We start from the raw sequence: 22345 nt of genomic DNA on the forward strand, positions 1-22345 counted from the left end.
CTGATTTCGCTGATAAAAGTTGCATAGTTGCTGTATCAGTGTCGTTCGGCGTGGCAATCGTGGTTGGCGTGGTGTCGGATAGCATGCCGTCATGGGGTCCACGGAGACGCTCGCCGATCGCGCGTACCGCGAGGTGCGGAGCGCCATCGCGGCCGGGGAGCTGGTGGCCGGGACCAAGGTGACCGAGCGGGGCATGGCGGAGCGCCTGGCGATCAGCCCGACACCGGTCCGGGAGGCGCTGCGCCGGCTGGAGCTGGACGGGCTCATCCAGCGCATCGGCCCGCGAACGGTGCGCGTCGCGACCATCCCCGACGCCGCCGTCGACGACCTGGCCGAGGTGGAGGTCGGGCTTCGTGGTCTGGTCGCACGGTTCGCGGCGCGGCACGCCACCGCGGCGCAGATCGACGCCCTGGACGCCATCCTCGACGAGGCCGACGACCTGCTGATCCTGATAAAGCTGCGGCACGGGCAGGGCCAGCCCGTCGACCGGCACCTGAACGCCCTGCTCGACACGATGCAGCGCTTCAACGACACGGTCAGCGCCTGCGCCCACAATCCGGTGCTGGTCCGGATGCTCGAACAGAGCCGCGTCTTCACCCGGGGTGAGCGCCGGGAGCGCCTGCTCCAGCGCGTCGCGCAGGACGACACCTTCGGGATGGACCGCTACTCCAGTCATCGGGAACTGGTCCGTGCCCTGCGCGCCGGCGACTCGGCGGCGGCGGAGCGCGTCGTCCTCGCGGACGCGCAGAGCGGCCTCGACGCCCTGCGTGACGGGCGCGGCGACGCGGTGACGCCCGCGGCCTGCTGAGCGGACGGCAGCCGACCTACGGGTCCGATCCGCCCCTGCTCTCCCGGCCTGACTCTCCATTCGCGCACTGCCGTTCCGGCACTGCCGTTCCGGCACTGCCGTTCCGGTCACGAGTGCGGCCCCGCGTCTCTGCGGTCACATCGTTTGCAGCTGTTGACGAGTTTGCTATAGCAAATTAACGTGACGCCGGACACATGGAGGCAACATGGCCGAAGTGCAGATCCGCGGTGACGCGGCGTCCTACCGGAAGATCACGTTCTTCATCGCTCTCGCGCTCTTCGCGCAGGAGTCGACCTGGAACTTCTACGACAGCCAGGTGCCCGTCCTGCTGCGCGAGCACGTCACGAGCACGGCAACCGTCGGCCTGCTGATGGGCATGGACAACCTGCTGGGAATCTTCGTCCAGCCCTGGATCGGCAACCGGTCCGACAACACCCGGACCCGGTGGGGACGCCGGATGCCGTACCTCGCGGTGGGCATGCCCCTCGCCGCGCTGCTCTTCCTGCTGCTTCCCTGGACCACGTCGCTCGGCGCGCTGGCCGTGGTGATGTTCCTCTACGCGCTGGTCGCCAACACCGTCCGGCCGCTGGCCGAGTCGATGGTGCCGGACTTCATCCCGCCGGGGCGGCGGAGCCGGGCGAACGCCGCAGTGAAGATCGCCACCTCGCTCACCATCATCGTGGCGGCGCTGATCAGCCTGCTGGTGGTGGACGAGCATCCGCGGGGCGCGTTCGTCGTTCCGGCCGCGATTCTGCTGCTGGTCACGGTGGTGCTGATCGTGAAGGTACGCGACAGCCGGTCGGCGGCGTACCGGGCCGCGGTGGCCGAGGACGTCGGCGCGGGGCACGACGAGTCCCGGGTGCCGTTCCGGCGGATCGTCGCCGACCTGGTCACCGACCGCGATCGCCGGCGACTTCTCCTGCTGCTGGCCGTCTTCCTCTTCGGCGGCGCGTGGTTCGGTTTCCGTTCCCTCATCACCCCGTACGGCATGGAGGCCCTCGGTCTGACGCGCGGGGAGGCGGGCGGCCTCGCGCTGCCCAGCGGGGTGGTCTTCGTGCTGGCCGCCTATCCGGCCGCGCTCTGCGCCGAGCGCTTCGGCCGGCTGCGGACCATCGCCGCCGGCATGGCGCTCTTCGCGGTCGCGATGGCCGCCGCGACCCTCGTGCAGACCGTCACCGGGACGGTCGTGGTGTTCTGCGTCGGCGCCGTCGGCTTCGCCGGATTCTCCATAAACGCGGCGGTCGCGCTCTGGAACCTGGCGCCGTCCAGCCGGGTGCTGGGTGTCTACACCGGCCTGTACGCGGTCACGTGGTACCTCGGCGGCTTCGGCGGACCCGCGCTCATCGGCGCCATGGTGGACCTCACCGGCTGGCGCGCGATGCCGCTCGACATCGCCGTCCTCGCCGTCCTCGCCGTCCTGGTCGTCGCGCGCCTCGGCCAGCTGCAGAAGCGCCACCTGTCGGCGTCGGCCACCACGACGGCCACCACCTGAACCGGCCGGAGCGGCGGTGCGGGCTCGTGGATCCGGGCCCGCACCGTCCGCCCGGATCAGCCGGAGAGGGTGAACGGAATGGTGACGCTCGACTGGGCGCCCTGGGTGGCGGTGGCGTCGACCCGCACCGTGGTCGGTGCCGAGCCGATCGCGTTCCAGAGCTCCAGGCGGACGCAGCCGCCGGTCATCGGGGCGAAGCCGCCGGAGGTGCCGCGTACTCCGGCGGCCTGGGTGTAGGACTCGGTCCCGGGCACCGGGTCGGTGGCGAAGTACGCGTACGTCTCCACCCGCCCGTAGCTGCCGGAGCCGGTGAAGTCGTACGAGATCCGGGCCTGCACCCCGGCCCCGACGGCGGTCCCCGCGTCGACGTGCAGGGCGAAGGCCGTCGCCCCGCCGCCCTGGTAGGTCCCGGTCAGCCCGCAGACCCGGTGCGTCACCGGGTTGGTCGGGGTGCCGTCGTGGTTGCCGTTGGCGGCCGGCAGGGTGACCGTGCCCGCCCCGCCGCCCGCCGTGCCGGAGAGCGCGCCGCCGGAGCGGACGTAGAGCCGGTTGCTGGTGGTCGGCGGGCCGGTCGGGGTGGGTGTGGGTGTCGGTGTGGCGGTCGGCGTGGGCGTCGGCGTCGGGTTCGGCGTGCCGCCGCCCGCGTTGCCGCCGCTCCAGGTGTGCGCCCCGGTGGTGGCGGTACGCCCGGCCGGCACCGTCAGGGTCCGGCCGTCGGAGAAGGTCACCGTGATCGGGCCGCCGGTGATGTTCGACGCCACGTAGCTGCGTGCGCCGCCCCGGTTGAAGACGGCGTAGAGCGGGGTGTCGGCGGTGACCGTGGTGTCGACCTGGCCGAGCGCGGCGAGGTTGCGCAGCCAGTGGAAGGTGTGCGCCCGGCTCTCGCCCTCCTCGGGCGGGTATCCGGGGTTGGCCCGGAAGCTGGCGAGCGCGGCGTCCGGGCTGGCCAGCGCCTGGAACGACCAGAGCACGTCCTGCCAGACCGTCGGCGGCCCGCCGTTGTTGGTGACCAGCTCGTTCCAGTTCGCCGTGACGTACGCCGGCCGGTAGCCGAGGTAGAGCGAGCCGCCGGTGATCGGCAGCATGTTGATGCCCTGGATCATCTCCGGCTCGCCGCTGAACCAGGTGGCGTACGCCCCGCCGTCGCCCCAGACCATCCCGACCGTGCGGTGCCCGAACGCGGTCGGGAAGTTCTGGTCGGCGGAGTCGAACCAGTACTCCTGGATCGCCTGGGCCTGGGTGGTGTAGATGAAGAGCCCGGCGTCCCGGACGGCGGTGTTGCCGGTGGCGAGCCCCCACTGGATGAGGGCGCTGGCGAAGTTCATCCCCTCCGAGGAGGACTCCTGGTTGTTGCCGGCGCCGAAGGAGCCGTGCCCGGAGGCCCAGTCGTGGCCGGCGTAGATGTCGAAGTCGCGCAGGAACGGGAACATCGGGTCGGCCCGGTCGACGCCGTTGGCGTCCCGGATCAGCAGGTTGACCATGCCGCCGTACCGGTCGGCGCGGGCCCAGCCCGGGTCGAACTTCGCCAGGGTCGCGGCGGCGGCGATGTAGTAGCCGTAGTGGAAGTGGTGGTCGTTGAGCTCCTGGTCGGACCCGTAGGAGGCCGGGTAGCCGACAAGCGTGCCCCAGGCCCGGTCGTAGTGGAAGAGCCGCCCGGTCTCGCCGGGGCTGGCGGTGAACCAGTCGGTCAGCCGGGTCCGGATCGCGTCCAGCAGCAGGTCCCGCTGGGCGGTCCGGCCGAGCTGGTCGGCGATCTCGGCGAGCCGGGCGGCCCGGCCGAGCGCCTTGCCGGTCCAGTAGGTGTCGTTGCCGAAGCCGGCCAGTGGGTCGCCGGTGGCGGCCTGGTCGAGGTAGCCGCCGAGGGTGGCCAGGTCCGTGCCGCTGGAGGTGGCCACGGCGGGCAGCTCGGGCAGCACCCCGTGGTAGCGGATCGCGGTCCCGAACGAGCCGACCCCGACCAGGGTACGCATGGGGCCGCGCGCCGAGACGTAGGACTGCGGGATCGGGGTGCCGCCGGAGAGGTTCTTCCACTGGTGCGGATAGAGCGAGACGACGGTGTTCCGCTCGGTGCCCTCCCGGGCGGTGGTGGTCAGCGTGTAGCTGGCGTGCACCGTGCTGGTCGGCTGGTCGAACCGCCAGTCGACCCGGGTGCCGGTGACGTGCGCGTGCGCGTACCGGCCGTAGCTGTCGGCGAGGGCGGCCCGGTCGGCGGCCGGGGTGCCCGGGGTGGTGGGGAGCAGCGCGACGGAGAAGTATCCCCGACCGGCCAGTGTGGAGGTGACGGTGCCGCCGCTGACGGTCCAGCTCGCGCCCGTCGGTGCGTACGCGACGTAGTCGTGGCCGCGTACGGTGAAGCCGATCCGGGGACCGGTGTTGCTCCAGACGGCGGGCGCCGCGCCGAAGGCGAGCTGGGCGTTGCCGCCGGTGACCTGGGCGTAGACGAAGGGCAGTCCGTGCCCGACGGTGGCCCGCAGCGTCCGGGCCCCGTCCGACCAGTACGGCGAGACGGTCCAGTCGGTCCAGCCGTCCACCGTGACGTCCGGTGAGTTCAGCCCGGTCACCCCGAGGGTGAACTCGGTGCTGTAGGGGTAGTGGTATTCGCCGACCGTGGTGGGAGTGCCGGAGACGGTGGCGGTGGTGGTGTAGCCGACGCCGAGCCCGCCGGCCGCGGGGTCGAAGGCGAGCGGGTGGGCGTGCAGCGGCATCGAGTAGGCGCAGTCGGTGCGCTTGAAGAGCAGCGACGACCACCAGTCGTTTGTCGGCACGGCCCCGGCCGGGGCGTTGGCGGTGACATACCGCCGGGGGTTGGTGGCGAGGTCGGCGCAGCCGGAGGGGGCGGCGGCGCCCGCCGGGCGGACGGTGGTGTAGCTGCCGGCGCCGAGCGGGTCGGCGCCGGCGCCGGTCGGTACCGCGAGGGCGACCGCGACGACGGCGGAGCACGCGGCGGCGAGCGCGACCAGGCGGTGACCCGGTCTGATGGTGGGACGGTTCATGATGCCTCCGGGGGTGGGGGCGGCGAGCCGGGGGAGCTTTCGGTCATTACTGGGCAGGCTGTACCGACTTTTGGTCGGCCAGTCAAAACTTTAGCTAGATCGATGGAAAGTGGTAAGGTCGGCGATCTATCTTTTGCGTACTCAGGTCGTATCGATTGGTCCACGGAGGAAACTCGCCGACTGCTTCCGGGCTGGGAGCCGTAACCCCTCAGGAGGAACCGTGACCGTCCCGCACCGACGGCCCGTCCGCCGTCGAGCCGCGCTCGTGGCCGCCGCCGCCGCGCTGGCGACCCTCTCCGCCGCGGCCGCCGTCGCCCCGGCCGCGGCCGTCGCCGCCGAGGTCAGGGCCGTGCCCACCGCCGACATCCCGCCGCAGGAGCCCGGCGTCACCCTGCGCTCGTACGACATGGGCACTCCACTCTCGACGCTCTGCACCCTCAAGCCCGCGCAGACGCCGAACGTCGACAAGCTCATGCCGCAGGTCAACTGGACCGGCACGGACGAGTTCGGCCTCTCCGACCGGTTCATCAGCCACGTGACCGCCAACCTCGACGCCCCCGTCGACGGCAGCTACACGTTCCGGCTCACCAGCGACGACGGGTCACGGCTGACCATCGGCGACCAACGCGTCGTCGACCACGACGGTCTGCACGGCGAGACCTCCCAGGAAGGGTCGATCACCCTCGGCGCCGGCCTGCACCCGCTCTTCGTCGAGTTCTTCGACAACGGCGGTGACCAGGTGTTGCGGCTCGAGTGGCGCGTCCCCGGCGCCGACGACTTCGTGCTCGTGCCGACCTCCGCGCTGAGCACCGAGGCGGGCGTCGTACGCGTCACGGCGCCGGGGTGGAAGTACTGTGAGGGCGCCACCGACTCGGCCGGGGACGGCCTGCCGCTCGACCGGGTGCACCCCGGCTACACCCTCACCGACCTGCGTCCCGACGGGTTCGAGCCGCAGGTCACCGGCATGGCGTTCCGGCCCGACGGCGACCTGGTGATCTCGACCTGGGGCGGCACCGACAACGCGACAGGTGAGATCTACGTGGTCGAGGGGGCCACCGGCCGGACCGGCCCGGGGCGGGTGACCTACCGCAGGTTCGCGGACGGTCTCCGCGAACCGCAGGGCGTTGCCGTGGTCGGCGGCACCGTCTACGTCAGCCAGAAGCACGAGCTGACAGCGCTGCGCGACACCGACCGGGACGGCGTCGCGGACAGCCGCCGGACGGTCGCCACCTGGCCGTGGGGCGGCAACTTCCACGAGTTCGCGTTCGGCCTGCTCTACCGGGACGGCTACTTCTATCTCAACCTCTCGGTCGCCATCGACCTGGGTGGCGCCACCACCGTGCCCCAGCCCGCGCCGAACCGGGGCACCTCGATCAGGGTGAACGCCCGGACCGGGAAGATCACGTACGTCGCCGGCGGGCTGCGTACTCCCAACGGGATCGGGTGGGGTCCCCGGGGCGAGGTCCTGGTCACCGACAACCAGGGCGGCTGGCTGCCCGCGTCCAAGCTGGTCGAGATCAGGCCGGGAGCGTTCTACAACCACTACACCACCCCGGCGGGCCCGTTCGACGACCGGCCGGTGACCCGGCCCATCGTCTGGCTGCCGCAGAACGAGATCGCCAACTCGCCGTCCAGCCCGGTGCTGTTGAGAAAGGGGCCGTACCAGGGGCAGCTCGTCGTCGGCGACGTGACCTACGGCGGCCTGCAACGGGTCTTCCTGGAGAAGGTCGAGGGGCAGTACCAGGGCGCGGTGTTCCGGCACACCCAGGGCCTGGAGTCCGGCATCAACGAGGTCGCCCTCGGCCCGGACGGCGCGCTCTACGTGGGTGGCCTGGGTGCCGGCGGCAACTGGGGTCAGGAGGGCAAGCTCAGCCACGGGCTGCAGAAGCTGACACCCAACGGCACCTCGGTCTTCGAGGTGAGGCGGATGCGTGCGTCGCGTACCGGTTTCGAGCTGGAATACACCGAACCGCTGTCGGCGCAGACCGCGGGGGAGCTCGCCGACGCGTACCAGGTGTCGCAGTGGCGCTACGGCGCGACCAGCCAGTACGGCGGGCCCAAGCTCGAGCTGGAGACGCTCGACGTCAGCCGGGCCGCGCTCTCCCGGGACCGCCGTACCGTCCGGCTCACCATCCCCGGTCTGAAGGAGGACCGGGTCGTGCACGTGCGCTCACCCCGCCCGTTCACCTCGGCCGACGGCGAGGAGCTGTGGAACACTGAGGCCTGGTACACGCTCAACGAGATCCCGGGTCGCGTGGTGCAGGAGCAGACGTTCTACGAGGCCGAGGAGGGCCGGACGGTCGGCGTCGGCATGGCGACCGACCACGCCGCCTACTCCGGCGCCGGGTTCGCCGCCGGGTTCGCCGACGACGGCTCGTCGACCAGGATCGCCGTCGACGTCCGGAAATCCGGGACGTACGACCTGGCGATGCGCTACAGCAACGGGCCGAACCCCTTCTCCGGGGAGAAGCAGCTCAGCCTCCACGTCAACGGCGAACGGGTGGGGCAGACGGTCTTTCCCTCCACCGTGACCTGGGAGGAGTGGGGCACGGTCACCGCCAGTGTGCGGCTGCGGAAGGGACGCAACCTGGTCGAGTACCGTAAGGAGGCTGCGGACTCCGGGCACGTGAACCTCGACGTGCTCGCCGTCCGCCCGCACGGCAGGCGGATCACGCTCTTCGACGGACGCGACCTGACCGAGTGGCAGCACACCGACGGGCGCGAGCCGGAGTGGACGATTGCCGACGGCGCCATGACCGTACGCAACGGGGACCTGCGCACGGTGCAGGCCTTCGGTGACTTCCGGCTGCACGTCGAGTTCAACCTGCCGCTGTATCCGCCGGACGTGACCGGGCAGGCGCGCGCCAACAGCGGCGTGTACCTCCAGGACCGCTACGAGATCCAGGTGCTGGACTCGTACGGCATCGACCCGCCGCAGACCAACGACGCGGCGGCGATCTACACCCAGAAGGCTCCGGACGTGAACGCGGCCCGGCCACCGGAGACCTGGCAGTCGTACGACATCACCTACCGGCAGGCCCGCTACGACGCGGCCGGCACCAGGGTCGAGAATCCCCGGGTGACCGTGGTGTGGAACGGCGTCACCGTGCACGACGACGTCGAGATCCTCGGCCCCACCGGCGGCAGCCGGCCCGAGGGTCCGGCCACGGGCGCCATCCGGTTGCAGGACCACGGCAATCCGGTCCAGTACCGCGACATCTGGATCGAGCCGCTCGACCCGTAGCGCGGTCGAGGGCGGACGTGGACTGCCGGGCCGGTTCGCCGGCCCGGCAGTCCGCTCCGGCACCGCCGCGGCGACCTGGTCGAGAGCGCAACTCGGGACATTCGGGCCGCTCGTGACCGGCCGTATAGTCGGGGCGTGGCCGGACTCTCGCCGAACGTCGCGCCGTCGTCCGACGGCGGCTCCGCCGCGACACTCCCGCCCGGGGCACGGCGGCGCGCCCGGACGGCCGTCCCGGCACGATCCTCGTCGCCACCGACGCGCCTCCGCCCACCCGACGTCACGGCGGCATTACTCCACGTGACGTCACTCGGCGTCGGCCCGCCGCCCGGCGCGGACGCCGCCGGAGCGACCGCCGGGCCGCACCGCGACGCCGTCACATCCTCGCGGACCGAGACGCGGATGGATACGGCAGGATGCCTGGAAACGAGGAGGGAAACGTTGGCGTCCACCGTCGCCCCTGCGACGACCGGCAGCCGAGATCAACGACCCGTCGCCCCAGTAGACGTTCGGTGAGGCAGGAGCTCGCGGTGTTTCGTCGTATTGCCATCGTCAACCGTGGTGAGGCCGCGATGCGGTTCATCCACGCCGTCCGTGAGCTGGTCGCGGAGACCGGCGCGCCGATCGAGACCGTCGCGCTGTACACCGACGTCGACCAGACCGCGACGTTCGTGCGGGAGGCGAGCAGCGCCTACTGTCTCGGCCCTGCGGCGAGCCGGCCGTACCTCGACCTGAAGGTCCTCGAGCGTGCCCTCGTCGACAGCGGTGCGGACGCGGCCTGGGTGGGCTGGGGCTTCGTGGCGGAGGATCCGGCCTTCGCCGAGCTCTGCGAGAAGATCGGCGTCGCCTTCGTGGGCCCGAGTCCGGATGCCATGCGCAAGCTCGGCGACAAGATCGGCGCGAAGCTGATCGCCGAGGAGGTCGGCGTCCCCGTCGCACCGTGGAGCCGAGGGCCGGTGCAGACGCTGGAGGCGGCGCTGGAGGCGGCCGACCGGATCGGGTACCCGCTGATGCTCAAGGCCACGGCCGGCGGCGGTGGGCGCGGCATCCGGGTGGTGCGCGACGCGGACCAGCTGGCCGAGGCGTACGAGCGGACCAGCCAGGAGGCGGCGCGGGCCTTCGGCAGCGGAGTGGTCTTCCTGGAGCGGCTGGTCACCGGCGCCCGGCACGTCGAGGTCCAGGTGATCGCCGACGGTGCGGGCACGGCGTGGGCGCTCGGGGTGCGCGACTGTTCCGTGCAGCGGCGCAACCAGAAGATCATCGAGGAGTCGGCCTCGCCGGTGCTGCCGCCCGACCGGGCGGCCGAGCTCAGGGCCTCCGCCGAGCGGCTCGCGGTGGCGGTCGGCTACCGGGGCGCCGCGACGGTCGAGTTCCTCTACCACCCGGGCGACGACCTGCTCGCATTCCTCGAGGTCAACACCCGGCTGCAGGTGGAGCACCCGATCACCGAGTCGACCACCGGGTTCGACCTGGTCAAGGCGCAGCTGCACGTGGCGTCGGGCGGCCGGCTGGTCGGGACGCCGCCGGTGGAGCGCGGGCACGCGGTGGAGGCCCGGCTGAACGCCGAGGACCCCGACCGCGACTTCGCGCCGTCCCCGGGGCGGATCGCCCGGCTGGACCTCCCGGCCGGGCCGGGCATCCGGGTGGACACCGGGGTGAGCGTCGGCGACGAGATTCCCGGCGACTTCGATTCCATGATCGCGAAGGTCATCGCGTACGGGAAGGACCGGGACGAGGCGCTCGGCCGGCTCCGCCGCGCGGTGGCCGAGACCACCGTGATCATCGAGGGCGGTGCGACCAACAAGAGCTTCGTGCTCGACCTGCTCGACCAGCCCGAGGTGATCGACGGCAGCGCCGACACCGGCTGGATCGACCGGGTACGCGGCGAGGGCCGGCTGATCTCGCGACGGCACTCCGCGGTCGCGCTGGCGGTCGCCGGCATCGAGGCGTACGAAGAGGACGAGCGGGTCGAACGGCAGCGCCTCTTCTCCACCGCGTTCGGCGGGCGGCCGCAGGTACGGCACGAGAGCGGCCGCCCCCTCGACCTCACCTTGCGTGGCGCCGGCTACCGGGTCCGGGTCGGCCGGGTCGGCCCCCACCGGTTCCGGGTGGGCGTGGAGGCCGGCGGCGAGATCCGTACCGCCGACGTCGAGATGGAGCGCTTCGACCGGCACTCCGGGCGGATCGTCGTCAACGGCGTCCGGCACCGCCTGCTGACCGGCACACACGGCGCCATCCACCTGGTCGAGGTCGACGGGATCACCCACCGGATCGGGCGGGACGAGGGCGGCGTCCTACGCTCGCCGATGCCCGCCCTGGTGGTCGCCACCCCGCTGGAGCCCGGCGCCGAGGTGGAGGCCGACGCTCCGGTGCTGGTGCTCGAGGCGATGAAGATGGAGACGGTGCTGCGCGCGCCGTTCCGGGCCCGGGTCAAGGAGTGCCTGGTCTCGGTGGGCAGCAAGGTCGAGGCCGGCGCCGCGTTGCTGCGCCTCGATCCGCTCGGCGGCGACGAGGTGCGGGAGACCACGACCGTCGGCGCGGTCGAGCTCGACCTGCCGGACCCGCCGGTCGACGCGCCGGCCCGGCAGCGCGCCGCGCGCGGGCAGGAGGACCTGCGCCGCCTGCTGCTCGGCTTCGACGCCGACCCGACCGACGACCACCGGGTGCTCGGCGACTACCTCGCCGCCCGGGTGGCGGCCGCCACCGCCGGGTACCGGCCACTGGCCGGGGAGGTGGAGCTGCTCGACGTCTTCGCCACCCTGGCCGAGCTGAGCCGCAACCGGCCGGCGGGCGAGGACGGTCCGATCGACACCGGTGTGCACAGCGCCCGCGAATACTTCCACGCCTACCTGCAGAGCCTCGACGTCGAGCGGGCCGGGCTGCCGGAGTCGTTCCAGGCCCGGCTCGCCAAGGCGCTCGACCACTACGGCGTCACCGAGCTGGAGCGTACGGCGGAGCTGGAAGCCGCGGTGTTCCGCATCTTCCTGGCCCAGCAGCGCGCCGTCGCCGACGCGACAGTGGTCAGCACGCTGCTCCGCTCCTGGCTGCGCGAACCGCCGCCGGACGAGACGCTGCGCGAGCCGGCCGGCCTGGTCCTGGAGCGGCTGGTCGCGGCCACCCAGGTCCGCTTCCCGGTGATCGCCGACCTCGCCCGCGGCGTCGTCTTCGCCTGGTTCGGCCAGCCACTGTTGCGCCGCAATCGCGCCCGCGTCTACGCCCAGGTCCGCAAGCACCTGCGCCACCTCGACGAGCAGCCGCAGTCGCCGGACCGCGACGAGCGGATCGCCGAGATGGTCCGCAGCACCGAGCCACTGGTGCGGCTGCTCGGCCAGCGGTTGGCCCGGGCGAACCTCGACAACTCCGTCATGCTCGAGGTGCTGACCCGGCGCTACTACGGCAACAAGGGTCTCACCGGCATCCGGATCGTCGAGGCCACCGGACACACCTTCGTGGTCGCCGAACGGTCCGGCTCGCGGCTCGTCTCCGCCGCGGTCGGCTTCGAGCAGTTGGGGGGTGCGCTCGCCGGGCTCGCCGAGCTGGCCGGCGCCGGGTCCGCGGTCGACGCCGACATCTACCTCTCCTGGGAGGGGCAGCCGGCCGACTCCGACGCGATGGCGGCGGCGCTGCACCAGGTCGCGGCCGCGCAGTCGCTGCCCGAGCAGGTGCGCCGGATCACCACCACGGTCGCCGGCCGGGGCGGCGCCGTGATGCACCACCACTTCACCTTCCGGGCGTCAACCACCGGCATCGCCGAGGAGCGGCTGATCCGCGGCCTGCACCCGTACATCGCCCAGCGGATGCAGCTGGAGCGGCTGCGCAAGTTCGACCTCACCCGGCTGCCGTCGGCGGACGAGGAGGTCTACCTGTTCCGGTGCGTGGCCCGGGAGGACCCGGCGGACGACCGGCTCGTGGCGTTCGCGCAGGTGCGCGACCTGACCGAGCTGCGCGAGCACGACGGCAGGCTGATCGCGCTGCCGACCGCCGAGGACACCGTGGCCGCGTGTCTCGACTCGATCCGCCGGGCGCAGGCGCAGCGGCCGTCGGAGAAGCGGTTCAGCACCAACCGGATCGTGATCTACGTCTGGCCGCCGATCTCCATCACCCGCGCCGAGATGGAGATGATCGCGCGGCGGGTCGCGCCGACGACCGCGGGCGCCGGGCTGGAGGAGATCGAGTTCATCGCGCGGCAGCGTGACCGGCGCACCGGCGAGCTGGCCAAGGTCACCGTGCGGATCACCTTCGACGTCACGGGCGGGACCGAGCTGATCATCGGCGAGCCCTCCGACGAGGCGATCGAGCCGCTCGACGCGTACCGGCTGAAGGTGCTGCGGGCGAGCAGCCGCAACACGGTCTACCCGTACGAGCTGACCGGGCTGCTCGGCGACTTCGTGGAGCACGATCTCGACGCCGACAACGCGCTGGTGCCGGTCGACCGGCCCAAGGGGCAGAACCGGGCGGGAATCGTCGCGGGCGTCGTCAGCACGCCGACCGCGCGGCACCCCGAGGGGGTCCGCCGGGTGGTGCTGCTCGGCGACCCGACGAAGTCGCTGGGCGCGCTCGCCGAGCCGGAGTGCCGACGGGTGATCGCCGCGCTGGACCTGGCCGAGCGGCTGCGGGTGCCGCTGGAGTGGTACGCGCTCTCCGCCGGGGCCCGGATCTCGATGACCTCCGGCACCGAGAACATGGACTGGGTGGCGGCGGCGCTCAAGCGGATCGTCGAGTTCACCCAGGCCGACGGCGAGATCAACATCGTGGTCGCGGGCATCAACGTCGGCGCGCAGCCGTACTGGAACGCCGAGGCGACGATGCTGATGCACACCAGGGGCATCCTGGTGATGACCCCGGAGTCGGCGATGGTGCTCACCGGCAAGCAGTCGCTCGACTTCTCCGGCGGCGTCTCGGCCGAGGACAACTTCGGCATCGGCGGCTACGACCGGGTGATGGGCCCGAACGGTCAGGCTCAGTACTGGGCGCCGACGCTCACCGCCGCGCGCGACGTGCTGATGGCGCACTACGACCACACGTACGTGGTCCCCGGCGAGACGTCCCCACGACGGGCCGCCACCACCGACCCGCTGGACCGGGACATCTCCGACCACCCGCACGCCGTGGCCGGCAGCCCTTTCCACACCGTCGGCGAGATCTTCTCGGCCACCACCAACCCGGAGCGGAAGAAGCCCTTCGACATCCGTACGGTGATGCGTGCCCTCGCCGACCAGGACCACCCGGTGCTGGAGCGCTGGGCCGGGATGGCCGACGCGGAGACCGCGGTGGTGCAGGACGTGCACCTCGGCGGCATCCCGGTCTGCCTGCTCGGCATCGAGTCCCGCTCGGTGCCCCGGCGCGGCTTCCCGCCCACCGACGGCCCCGACACCTACACGGCCGGCACGCTCTTCCCACGCTCGTCGAAGAAGGCGGCCCGGGCGATCAACGCGGCCAGCGGCAACCGCCCGCTGGTGGTGCTCGCCAACCTCTCCGGCTTCGACGGCTCCCCGGAGTCGATGCGCAAGCTCCAGTTGGAGTACGGTGCCGAGATCGGCCGCGCCGTCGTCAACTTCCGCGGCCCGATCGTCTTCTGCGTGATCTCCCGCTATCACGGCGGCGCGTTCGTGGTCTTCTCCAAGGCGCTCAACCCGAACATGACCGTCCTCGCGCTGGAGGGCTCCTTCGCCTCGGTGCTCGGCGGAGCGCCCGCCGCGGCGGTGGTCTTCTCGGCCGACGTCAACGCGCGCACCGCGGCCGACCCACGGGTGCGGGAGTCGGAGGCCCGGCTCACCGCCGCGTCCGGCACCGAGCGCGGGTCGCTCGCCGCGGAGCTCGACGAGCTGCGTGCGCAGGTGCGGGCGGAGAAGCTCGGCGAGGTGGCGACCGAGTTCGACCGGGTGCACAGCATCCAGCGGGCGGTCGAGGTCGGCTCCGTCGACGCGGTGATCCGCGCGGCCGAGCTGCGTCCCCGGATCATCGAGGCGATCGACGCCCGGCTGCGCCGGCCGGCGGGGTGAGGAGTGCGGAAAGGCCAGCGGATTCCCGGGGACGTACAGGTCGAAAGGGCCCGTTGGCCATTCTGGCGGGGGTGCCGCCGGTCTGGCGGGGGTGCCGCCGGCCACTCTCCGATCGTGTTCCGCCAAATACCCCCGGGTGTATTGTCGACGCATGCGCATCGAAGGGGACACCACGGTCGAGGTGGTCAAGCGGCTGCGTCGCGCGGAGGGCCAGATCCGCGGCGTGATCGCGATGATCGAGGACGGCCGCGACTGTGCCGAGGTGGTCACCCAGCTGGCCGCGGTCTCCCGGGCGCTCGACCGTGCCGGCTTCAAGATCGTGGCCAGCGGGCTGCAGCAGTGCATGTCCGACGACGCCGACAGCGAGGAGCGCAGGGCCAACCTCGACCAGATGGAGAAGCTCTTCCTCTCCCTGGCCTGACCGCAGGCGTGCGGTGGGTCGCGGCGCCGTCCGGCCGGGCACGGCGCCGCGCGTCCCGCCGTCCGTGCCGGTCACGCCCCGTCCGTGCCCGTCACGTCCCGTCCGTGCCCGTCACGTCGACGGTGCGGCGACCGGTGCGCAGCAGCCGTCCGCGCAGCCCGCACTCGTCGCGTCGTCGGCGGTCCCGGCCACCGGTGCGCAGCAGACCTCACCCCGCCACGCCTCGCGGCCCTCCCTGACCGCCACCGCGGCGATCACCAGCGCCGCCAGCGGGTCGGCCCAGGACCAGCCGAAGAGGCTGTTCAGGCCGAGGCCGACGAGGAGCACCGCGGACAGGTACGTGCAGAGCAGCGTCTGCTTCGAGTCCGCGACCGCGGAGCGTGACCCGAGTTCCCTGCCGGCCCGCCGCTGTGCGTACGACAGCAGTGGCATGATCACCAGCGAGGCGGAGGCGAGTGCCAGCCCGAGCGTCGAGTGCTGCGCCTCCGCGCCGCCGGCGAGGCTGCGCACCGACCCGACCGTCACGTAGCCGGCGAGCGCGAAGAACGACACCGCGATCACCCGCAGCGCCACCTTCTCCCGCGCCCGCGGATCGGGCCCGGCGAACTGCCAGGCGACGGCGGCGGCGGACGACACCTCGATCACCGAGTCCAGGCCGAAGCCGATCAGCGCCGTCGACGACGCCAGGCTGCCGGCCGTGATCGCCAGCACCGCCTCGACCACGTTGTAGGTGATGGTCGCCGCGACCAGCAGTCGCACCCGCCGGGACAGCAGGGCCCGCCGGTCCGGCGCCGGTCCGGCCTCGCGCGACCCGGCCAGCGGCCCGGTCATCAGCAGCATCCGTTCTCGGCGGCGTCGGGACAGGCGGCCGGGTCGACCGCGAGCACCAGGCCGAGCAGGTCGCCCAGCGCGTGGGAGAGGCGGGGATCGGCCAGCTCGTAGCGGCTGCGCCGCCCCTCGGAGACCGCCACCACCAGCCCGCAGCCCCGTAGGCAGGCAAGGTGGTTGGAGAGGTTCTGTCGGGTGACTCCCAACAGCTCCGCCAGGTCGGCCGGATATCCCGGGCCCTCCCGCAGGGCCAGCAGCAGGCGCGCCCGGGTCGGGTCGGACAACGCGTGACCGAATCTCGCCAGCACCTGCCCGTACGTCAGTGTCTGCACGTCCCCACGGTACAGCAGAATCTGTATTCAGTAATCGCTGAATTTTTAGCGGAGTACCCGTCGGCCGGCGGCTGCGCCGGTGCGGGCCGGGTCGTGGCCGACCGGCGGATGCGGGAAAGGGGGCGGCCCGCCGGTCAGCCACGACGATCGTCCGGCCCGGGACCCTAGTCGATCACCAGATCATCGACGTAGAAGTCCATGCCGTAGGACTCGGTACCTCCCGACGCGATGGTCGTCCCGCTGAGGGTGACGGCCGGTTGCCACCGGGTGGAGGTGGTGAAGCTCTGTCCCGCCACGGTCACCACGGCCGAGTCCACCGACGCCTGCACGGACACCGTCGTCCACTTTCCCCGGTCGGCGACGGAGGAGATGCCGCCGACGACGCCGAGAAGTTGCCAGGACCTGCCGTCGTAGACCCGTACCTGCACGTCGGAGGTGTTCGCGACCGGCGTGAGGTTGAAGTGCCACGGCGTGGTCAGGTTACCGGCGCCGTCACGACCGCGGACGTCGAACATGAACGCGCCCCGGAAGTCGAGGTGGGTGAAGACGAACTCCACCGACCGGGTGGGCGCGTCGGGCACCAGCCGGGTGGCCGTGGCCTGCGCGTCGGTGGCGAGGTCGACGAGGTTCAGCGACCGCTCCGAGAGGTGCCCCTGCATGCCGACCGCCGTCACGGTGGCGTTCCGGACATCGGTGAAGCCACGCGGCAGCCCGATCACGGGATCGTTCTCGAAGGAGTCCACGTCGGAGTAGAGCTCCAGTTCGGTGACCGCCGCCAGGGCGCCGCCGGCAGGCTGCTGCACCCGCAGGTATCTGGCCGGTTGGGGAGCGATGTCGATGTAGCGCAGCGCGTAGTCGGTGCGGCCGCGCACCTGGGTCACCGGCTGCCAGGTCCGGCCGTCGGTGCTGACCGACACGTCGGCGTCGCTGGCGCGGCCGTGTGCGAGCATCAGACCGATCCGGTTCAGCGTGTAGACCCGGTCCAGCTCGACGGTGAGGTGTGCCGGCCGGTTGGGGCGGGAGACGAGCCGGGCGGCGGCCCGCGGATCGGCGCCGCCGTCGAAGGCACCCTGCGGCCGGCTCTCCGGGAAGGCGGGGTCGCGCGCCGCGAAGGTGCCGGTGAGCGTGACCAGTCCGGCCCGCTCCCGGGACGCCAGGTCGATCTTGCCGGTGCCGGGGGTGACCGCCTCGACGTGCCGGGCCCAGACCCGGTAGTCCTCGTGGTACTGCTTGCAGCCCCAGGAGTTCGCGCAGCTGTCGCCGACCAGCAGCGACCGGTTCGCGCCGATCGCCACCATCGAGGTGTTGCCGCTGGAGCCGTGGTTGCGCGCCGGCCCGACCAGGGTCGGCGGGTTGGCGAAGGTGACCTGGTAGTCCTCCCAGGTCGTGCCGTTGCCGTCGTAGCTGATCAGCAGCTTGTTGTCCGGCCGGCCGTAGGAGAGCAGCAGTATCCCGTTGGGTTGCAGGACGAGCACCGGGGCGACGCTGCCGGTGTCGGCGCCCGGCGGCCCGGCCACCGGCACCGCCTCCGACCAGGTGCGCCCGTCGTCGGCGGAGTACGCCTGCAACAGGTTGGCCGACCCGCCGGAGGTACGCAGCACCGCGACGAGTCGCCCGTCGACCGTGCGCGAGATGCTCGCCTCGTTGGTGCCCTGTGCGGCGGTCGGCACGGTGATCGAGGCCCGCTGGGACCAGCTGCGTCCCGCGTCGGTGCTCTGCAACAGGATTGTCCGGTTGCGCGGATCCCCGGCGTACTGGGTGTAGGCGGGGGTGATGAGGGTGCCGTCGGAGAGCAGGACCGGGCCGCGGTGCACCCGGAGACCCCGGTCGAAGGTGTTCGGGTCGAAGGCCGATCCGGCCGGCGGGGTGAACCGGCCCCGGACCGTCTCCCAGCTGCGCCCCAGGTCCCGGGAGAGCTTGGAGACGACCAGGACGGAGCTGCGCTCGTCGCCGGCCCACTCGGGAATGAACTCGACCGCGATCAGCCTGCCGTCGGGCAGCCGCGCCATGTTCTGCGCCATGATCGTGTTGTCCTGGAACTCGTGGTAGGACGTGCCGCCGTTCTCCGAGACCCGGACCCCACTGACGGAGTCGGCCGTGGCGGAGTCGGCGTTGCGGGAGTAGGCCACGAAGACCTTCCGGCGGGTTGCCCCGTCGGTGACGATGTCGGTGGCGAAGGCGGAGGGGAAGGCGGCCAGCTCGCCGGGGCCCGGGTCCTCGACGGAGAAGAGCGGGCCGAGGCGCACGCCGTTGGCGTCGACCGGCAGCCCGGCACGGCTCGCGGGATCCTCCACCAGGGCCAGGCCGGGCGTGCTCAGCGTCAGGCCGGCGACACTCGCCAGCAGCACGCCCGCGGCCACGGTCGCACGCCGCCGCCGACGTCGCCGGTGGCCGAAATTATCAGGTCTCACCTGGTATCTCCTTCGATCCGGCACGAAGCCCGGCGATGGGGGAACGCTCTCCGTGTCGAGGCGTCCGGACCGGCGGCCATCGATCGAAGGTGACCGGCATCTTCCGTAACCCCCGTACCCGGAGAGTCGCCGTCCGCCGGTCGGGCCGGCGGTTGCCCGACACGCTTGACGAAGCAGCGTTCCATGTCAATGGCTGCGGGTGGATGGCTACTCCGTGGCCGAGGGCCGTTGACATGGAACGTCGCTTCACATTCGATCTGACGGGTGGCGATCGAGTGGGACGGGCCGACCGGATGCTTCCTGCTGACCGGCGGGGGATTCAGCTACGCGTTCGCGGTCGACCGGGCGGGCACCCCACTGCGCCACCTGCACTGGGGCGGCCCGATCGGCCCGGACGACCTCGCCGCGATCGCCGACCCGGCGACCCGGCTCGGCTCCAACACCTGGTCGCGGCCCCGGGCACACACCGAGGAACTGGTCGTGCACGGCGGCACCCGGTTCGACGAGTGCGTGCTCAAGGTGGAGTTCCGGGACGGCGTACGCGCCCTGGACCTCGCCTACCAGGGAGCCGACGCGACCGGCGACCGGCTCGCCGTCCGGCTGCGCGACCGGCATCGTCCCCTGGCGGTCACCCTGTACTACGAGGTACGCGGGTCGGCCCTGTGCCGCTGGCTGGAGGTGACCAACGCGGGGGAGGAGCCGCTGGTCCTGGACCGCGCCGGCTCCGCCGGCTGGGTGCTGCCGTGGCAGGAGCGGCCCCGGGTCACGACGCTCTCCGGTGGGTACGCCGCGGAGTCCCGGGTGACCCGTGGCGACCTCGTCCCGGGGCGCCTGGTGCTCGAGTCCCGCCGTGGCATTCCCGGCCACGCCCACCAGCCGTGGCTCGCCGTGGACGGGGGCGCGGGGGAGGAGCACGGCGAGGTGTGGAGCATCGCCGTGGCGCACAGCGGCTCGTGGAAGCTCGTCGCGGAGCTCAGCGGCGACGGGCGGGTGCACGTCGTGGCGGGACTGAACGACTTCGACCTGCGGCACGAGTTGGCGCCGGGTGCCCGGGCGGTCCTGCCGGAGACGGTCGGCGTGTACGCCCCGGACGGCTACGACGAGCTGACCGCGCGCTGGCACCGGTACGAGCGCGAGCACGTGCTACCCCGGCCCGACGAGTTGCGCCCGGTGCTCTACAACTCCTGGGAGGCCACCTTCTTCGACGTCCGGCACGACGACCAGGTCGACCTCGCCCGCCAGGCCGCCGGGCTCGGCGTGGAGCTGTTCGTGGTGGACGACGGCTGGTTCGTCGGCCGGACCGGCGAGGGCGCGGGACTGGGGGACTGGTCGGCCGACCCGGCCAAGCTGCCCGACGGGCTGGCCCGGCTCTCGGCCGCCGTACGCGAGCAGGGCATGCGGTTCGGCGTCTGGGTCGAGCCGGAGTCGGTCAGCCCGGCGAGCGAGCTGTTCCGCAACCACCCGGACTGGATCTACCGCTGGCCGGACCGGGAGCCACACCGGATCCGGGAGAGCTACGGCCTGGACTTCGGTCTGCCCGCCGTCCGGGAGTGGGCGGTGGAGACCCTGGACCACCTCGTCCGGGAGGCGGGCGTCGACTTCCTCAAGTGGGACCTGAACCGCTCCCTGGTCGACCAGGGCAGTCGCGGCGAGGGCACCGTCTGGCTGGACCACGTCGCCGGCTTCCACGAGGTGGTCGACCGGCTCCGCGAGGCCCATCCCGGGCTCTGGCTGGAGACCTGCGCCTCCGGCGGCGGCCGGGCCGACCTGGCCAGCCTGGCCCGCTTCGAGCTCGCCTGGCCCAGCGACAACACCGACGCCCTGGAGCGGCTGGACATCCAGGAGGGCTACGCCTTCGTCCACTCGCCGCAGACCATGTCCTGCTGGGTCACGGACTCGCCCGGCCATCTCACCCGCCGGTCCGTCCCGCTGCGGTTCCGCTTCCACGTCGCGATGACCGGCATGCTGGGCGTCGGCGGCAACCTGACCGCCTGGTCGCCGCGGGAACGGGCGGAGGCGGCCGGGTACGTCGCGCAGTACAAGGAGATCAGGGAGACGGTGCAGCTCGGCCGGCTGCACCGGCTGGGCTCGCCGCGCCACGGCGAGCGCTTCGCGCTCTGCTACGTCGCGGCCGACGGCGCCCAGGTCGCGATCTTCGTCTTCGCCCGGGCCGTCCGGCAGAACACCCAGGACCGTCCGGTACGCCTGCGCGGGCTCGACGAGGCCGCCGGCTACGAGGACCCGGCCACCGGTCGCCGCTACAGCGGCGCGTTCCTGCGGTACCACGGGCTACCGGTCGCACTCGCCGGCGACCACGCCAGCGAGTTGATCGTGCTGCGCCGCACGGACCACCGACCCCGCTGAGCCGGCCCCCGCTGAGCCGGCGGCCGGCGGAGGCGGTCAGACGATGGCGTCGGCGCGCATCCCCTTGAGGACGTCCCGGGCGGCCTCCAGCGTGCGGTCGACGTCCTCTTCGGTGTGCGCCGCCGAGATGTGGTTGCGCTTGAGACTCATCGGCAGCATCAGGAAACCGGCCTCGGTCATCCGGCGGTGGAAGGTGACGTACGCCTCGTGGTCGTTGCGCAGCAGGTCGCGATAGCCGGTCACCGGGCCGTCGAGGAAGTAGACCACGAAGACGCCGCCGAACCCGGTGACCGTGCCCGGCACGTCCAGCTCGTCGAGGATCCCGGCGAGACCGCTGCGCATCCGGTCGCCTAGCCGGTGGGTCCGGCGGTAGAAGTCGGGATGGTCGCGCAGGTACGTCATGGTGGCGATCGCCGCCGCGGCGCAGATCGGGTGGCCGTTGTAGGTGCCCGCGAGCAACACGTCCCCGCCCGCCGAGCTGAACCGCTCCATCAGCTCCCGGGGCCCGGCCAGGCCGGCCATCGGGTAGCCGTTGGCCATCGCCTTGCCGAAGGTGGTGAGGTCCGGCCGCACCCCGCAGACCTGCTGGTAGCCGCCGAGGGCGTGCCGGAAACCGGTGATCACTTCGTCGAAGACGAGCAGTGAGCCCTGCTCGGCGGTGAGCGCCCGCAGCCCGGTGACGAATTCCGGGGTCGGCACCAGGGCGCCGACGTTGTGCGGGATCGGTTCGAGGATGACGGCGGCGATCTCCTCCGGATACGCCTCGTGGAGCACGCGCACCGAGTCGAGGTCGTTGAACTCGGCGATCAGCGTGGCGTCGAGTGCCTCGTCGAGGATGCCGGCGGAGAGCGGGTCCCGGCCGTACGCAAGCTCGGGGGTGGAGATGACGTTGCGGGCCACGGCGTCGTGCCAGCCGTGGAAGCCACCCTGGAACTTGACGACCATCCGCCGGCCGGTGACCGCCCGGGCGAGCCGGATCGCCTGTGCGGTCGCCTCGCTGCCGCTGACGGCGGCGACCATCTGCTCGGCCGACGGGATCAGCTCGGTGACGAGTTCGGCGAGCGCGATCTCGGGCTCGGTGACGCCGATTCCGGTCAGGTCGATCCCGCCGAGCGCGTCGCGTACCGCGCCGTTCACCTCGGGCGCGTTGTGTCCGAGCAGGATCGCGCCGAACGCCGCGTGGTAGTCGAGGTAACGCTGGCCGTCGGCGTCGGTGACGTAGGCACCGGAGGCGTCGGTCAGCGCGTACGGCGGGCCGACGAACCGGGTCGCGGAGTTGACGCCGCCGGGGATGACCGACGACGCGGCCTCGTGCCACCGGCGACCGGTGGGCTTGGCAGAGCTGGCTGGCATGGAACCGTCCAAACGTGGAATGCGATTTCACGGCGACGCTAGGAGTGGTGGCGTTCCATGTCAACAAGGTGAATGATGGTCTTGACAGCGCAGGGTGTGC

11 protein-coding genes are annotated in these 22345 nt (G+C 72.2%); 6 read left to right on the top strand and 5 right to left on the bottom strand.

Annotated features, from left to right (window positions below; all coding sequences use genetic code 11):
- Window positions 1–91 precede the first annotated feature (91 nt).
- Both ACN27G_RS06600 and ACN27G_RS06605 read left to right on the top strand, forming a co-directional pair.
- Window positions 92–808: a GntR family transcriptional regulator gene (locus tag ACN27G_RS06600; protein ID WP_421491880.1), complete on the top strand. Its 717-nt coding sequence runs from the start codon at window positions 92–94 to the stop codon at window positions 806–808.
- Window positions 809–1013: 205 nt separating this feature from the next.
- Window positions 1014–2300: an MFS transporter gene (locus tag ACN27G_RS06605; protein ID WP_421491881.1), complete on the top strand. Its 1287-nt coding sequence runs from the start codon at window positions 1014–1016 to the stop codon at window positions 2298–2300.
- A 56-nt stretch (window positions 2301–2356) separates the two neighbouring features.
- Here the strand turns inward: ACN27G_RS06605 and ACN27G_RS06610 are convergent, their stop codons facing one another.
- Window positions 2357–5293 carry a glycosyl hydrolase gene (locus tag ACN27G_RS06610; RefSeq protein ID WP_421491882.1) on the bottom strand — a complete coding sequence of 979 codons (2937 nt, stop codon included), beginning with the start codon at window positions 5291–5293 and terminating at the stop codon, window positions 2357–2359.
- Between the two features lie 220 nt (window positions 5294–5513).
- On the opposite strand from ACN27G_RS06610, the gene ACN27G_RS06615 reads away from it, so the two are divergent.
- From ACN27G_RS06615 to ACN27G_RS06625, 3 genes are all read left to right on the top strand, one after another.
- On the top strand, window positions 5514–8537 hold the full coding sequence (locus ACN27G_RS06615) for a family 16 glycoside hydrolase (protein ID WP_421491883.1): 3024 nt from the start codon (window positions 5514–5516) through the stop codon (window positions 8535–8537).
- A gap of 527 nt (window positions 8538–9064) precedes the next feature.
- Window positions 9065–14536 (top strand): carboxyl transferase domain-containing protein, encoded by a 5472-nt coding sequence (locus ACN27G_RS06620; protein ID WP_421491884.1) that lies wholly within the window; start codon window positions 9065–9067, stop codon window positions 14534–14536.
- 151 nt (window positions 14537–14687) lie between these two features.
- Entirely contained in the window at window positions 14688–14957 is a 270-nt protein-coding gene (locus ACN27G_RS06625; RefSeq protein WP_421491885.1) for a metal-sensitive transcriptional regulator, read from the top strand.
- A gap of 111 nt (window positions 14958–15068) precedes the next feature.
- Here ACN27G_RS06625 and ACN27G_RS06630 read toward each other — a convergent pair whose 3' ends face one another.
- The 3 genes from ACN27G_RS06630 to ACN27G_RS06640 form a co-directional block, all read right to left on the bottom strand.
- Window positions 15069–15788, bottom strand: coding sequence for a cation transporter (locus tag ACN27G_RS06630; protein WP_421491886.1), 720 nt, complete (start codon window positions 15786–15788; stop codon window positions 15069–15071).
- Window positions 15788–16117 (bottom strand): ArsR/SmtB family transcription factor, encoded by a 330-nt coding sequence (locus ACN27G_RS06635; protein WP_421491887.1) that lies wholly within the window; start codon window positions 16115–16117, stop codon window positions 15788–15790. The genes ACN27G_RS06630 and ACN27G_RS06635 overlap by 1 nt, the downstream gene beginning before the upstream one ends.
- Window positions 16118–16281: 164 nt before the next feature.
- Window positions 16282–18528, bottom strand: a complete 2247-nt coding sequence (locus ACN27G_RS06640) for an exo-alpha-sialidase (protein ID WP_421491888.1) — start codon at window positions 18526–18528, stop codon at window positions 16282–16284.
- A gap of 264 nt (window positions 18529–18792) precedes the next feature.
- Between ACN27G_RS06640 and ACN27G_RS06645 the strand changes: the two genes are divergently transcribed.
- A complete protein-coding gene (locus ACN27G_RS06645) occupies window positions 18793–20892 on the top strand; it encodes an alpha-galactosidase (RefSeq protein WP_421491889.1) in 2100 nt (699 codons plus the stop codon).
- 36 nt (window positions 20893–20928) lie between these two features.
- Here the strand turns inward: ACN27G_RS06645 and ACN27G_RS06650 are convergent, their stop codons facing one another.
- A complete protein-coding gene (locus ACN27G_RS06650) occupies window positions 20929–22245 on the bottom strand; it encodes an aspartate aminotransferase family protein (protein WP_421491890.1) in 1317 nt (438 codons plus the stop codon).
- Between the last annotated feature and the right edge of the window lie 100 nt (window positions 22246–22345).

The sequence above is a fragment of the Plantactinospora sp. WMMB334 genome, assembly GCF_049179095.1.
Lineage (GTDB): Bacteria > Actinomycetota > Actinomycetes > Mycobacteriales > Micromonosporaceae > Plantactinospora.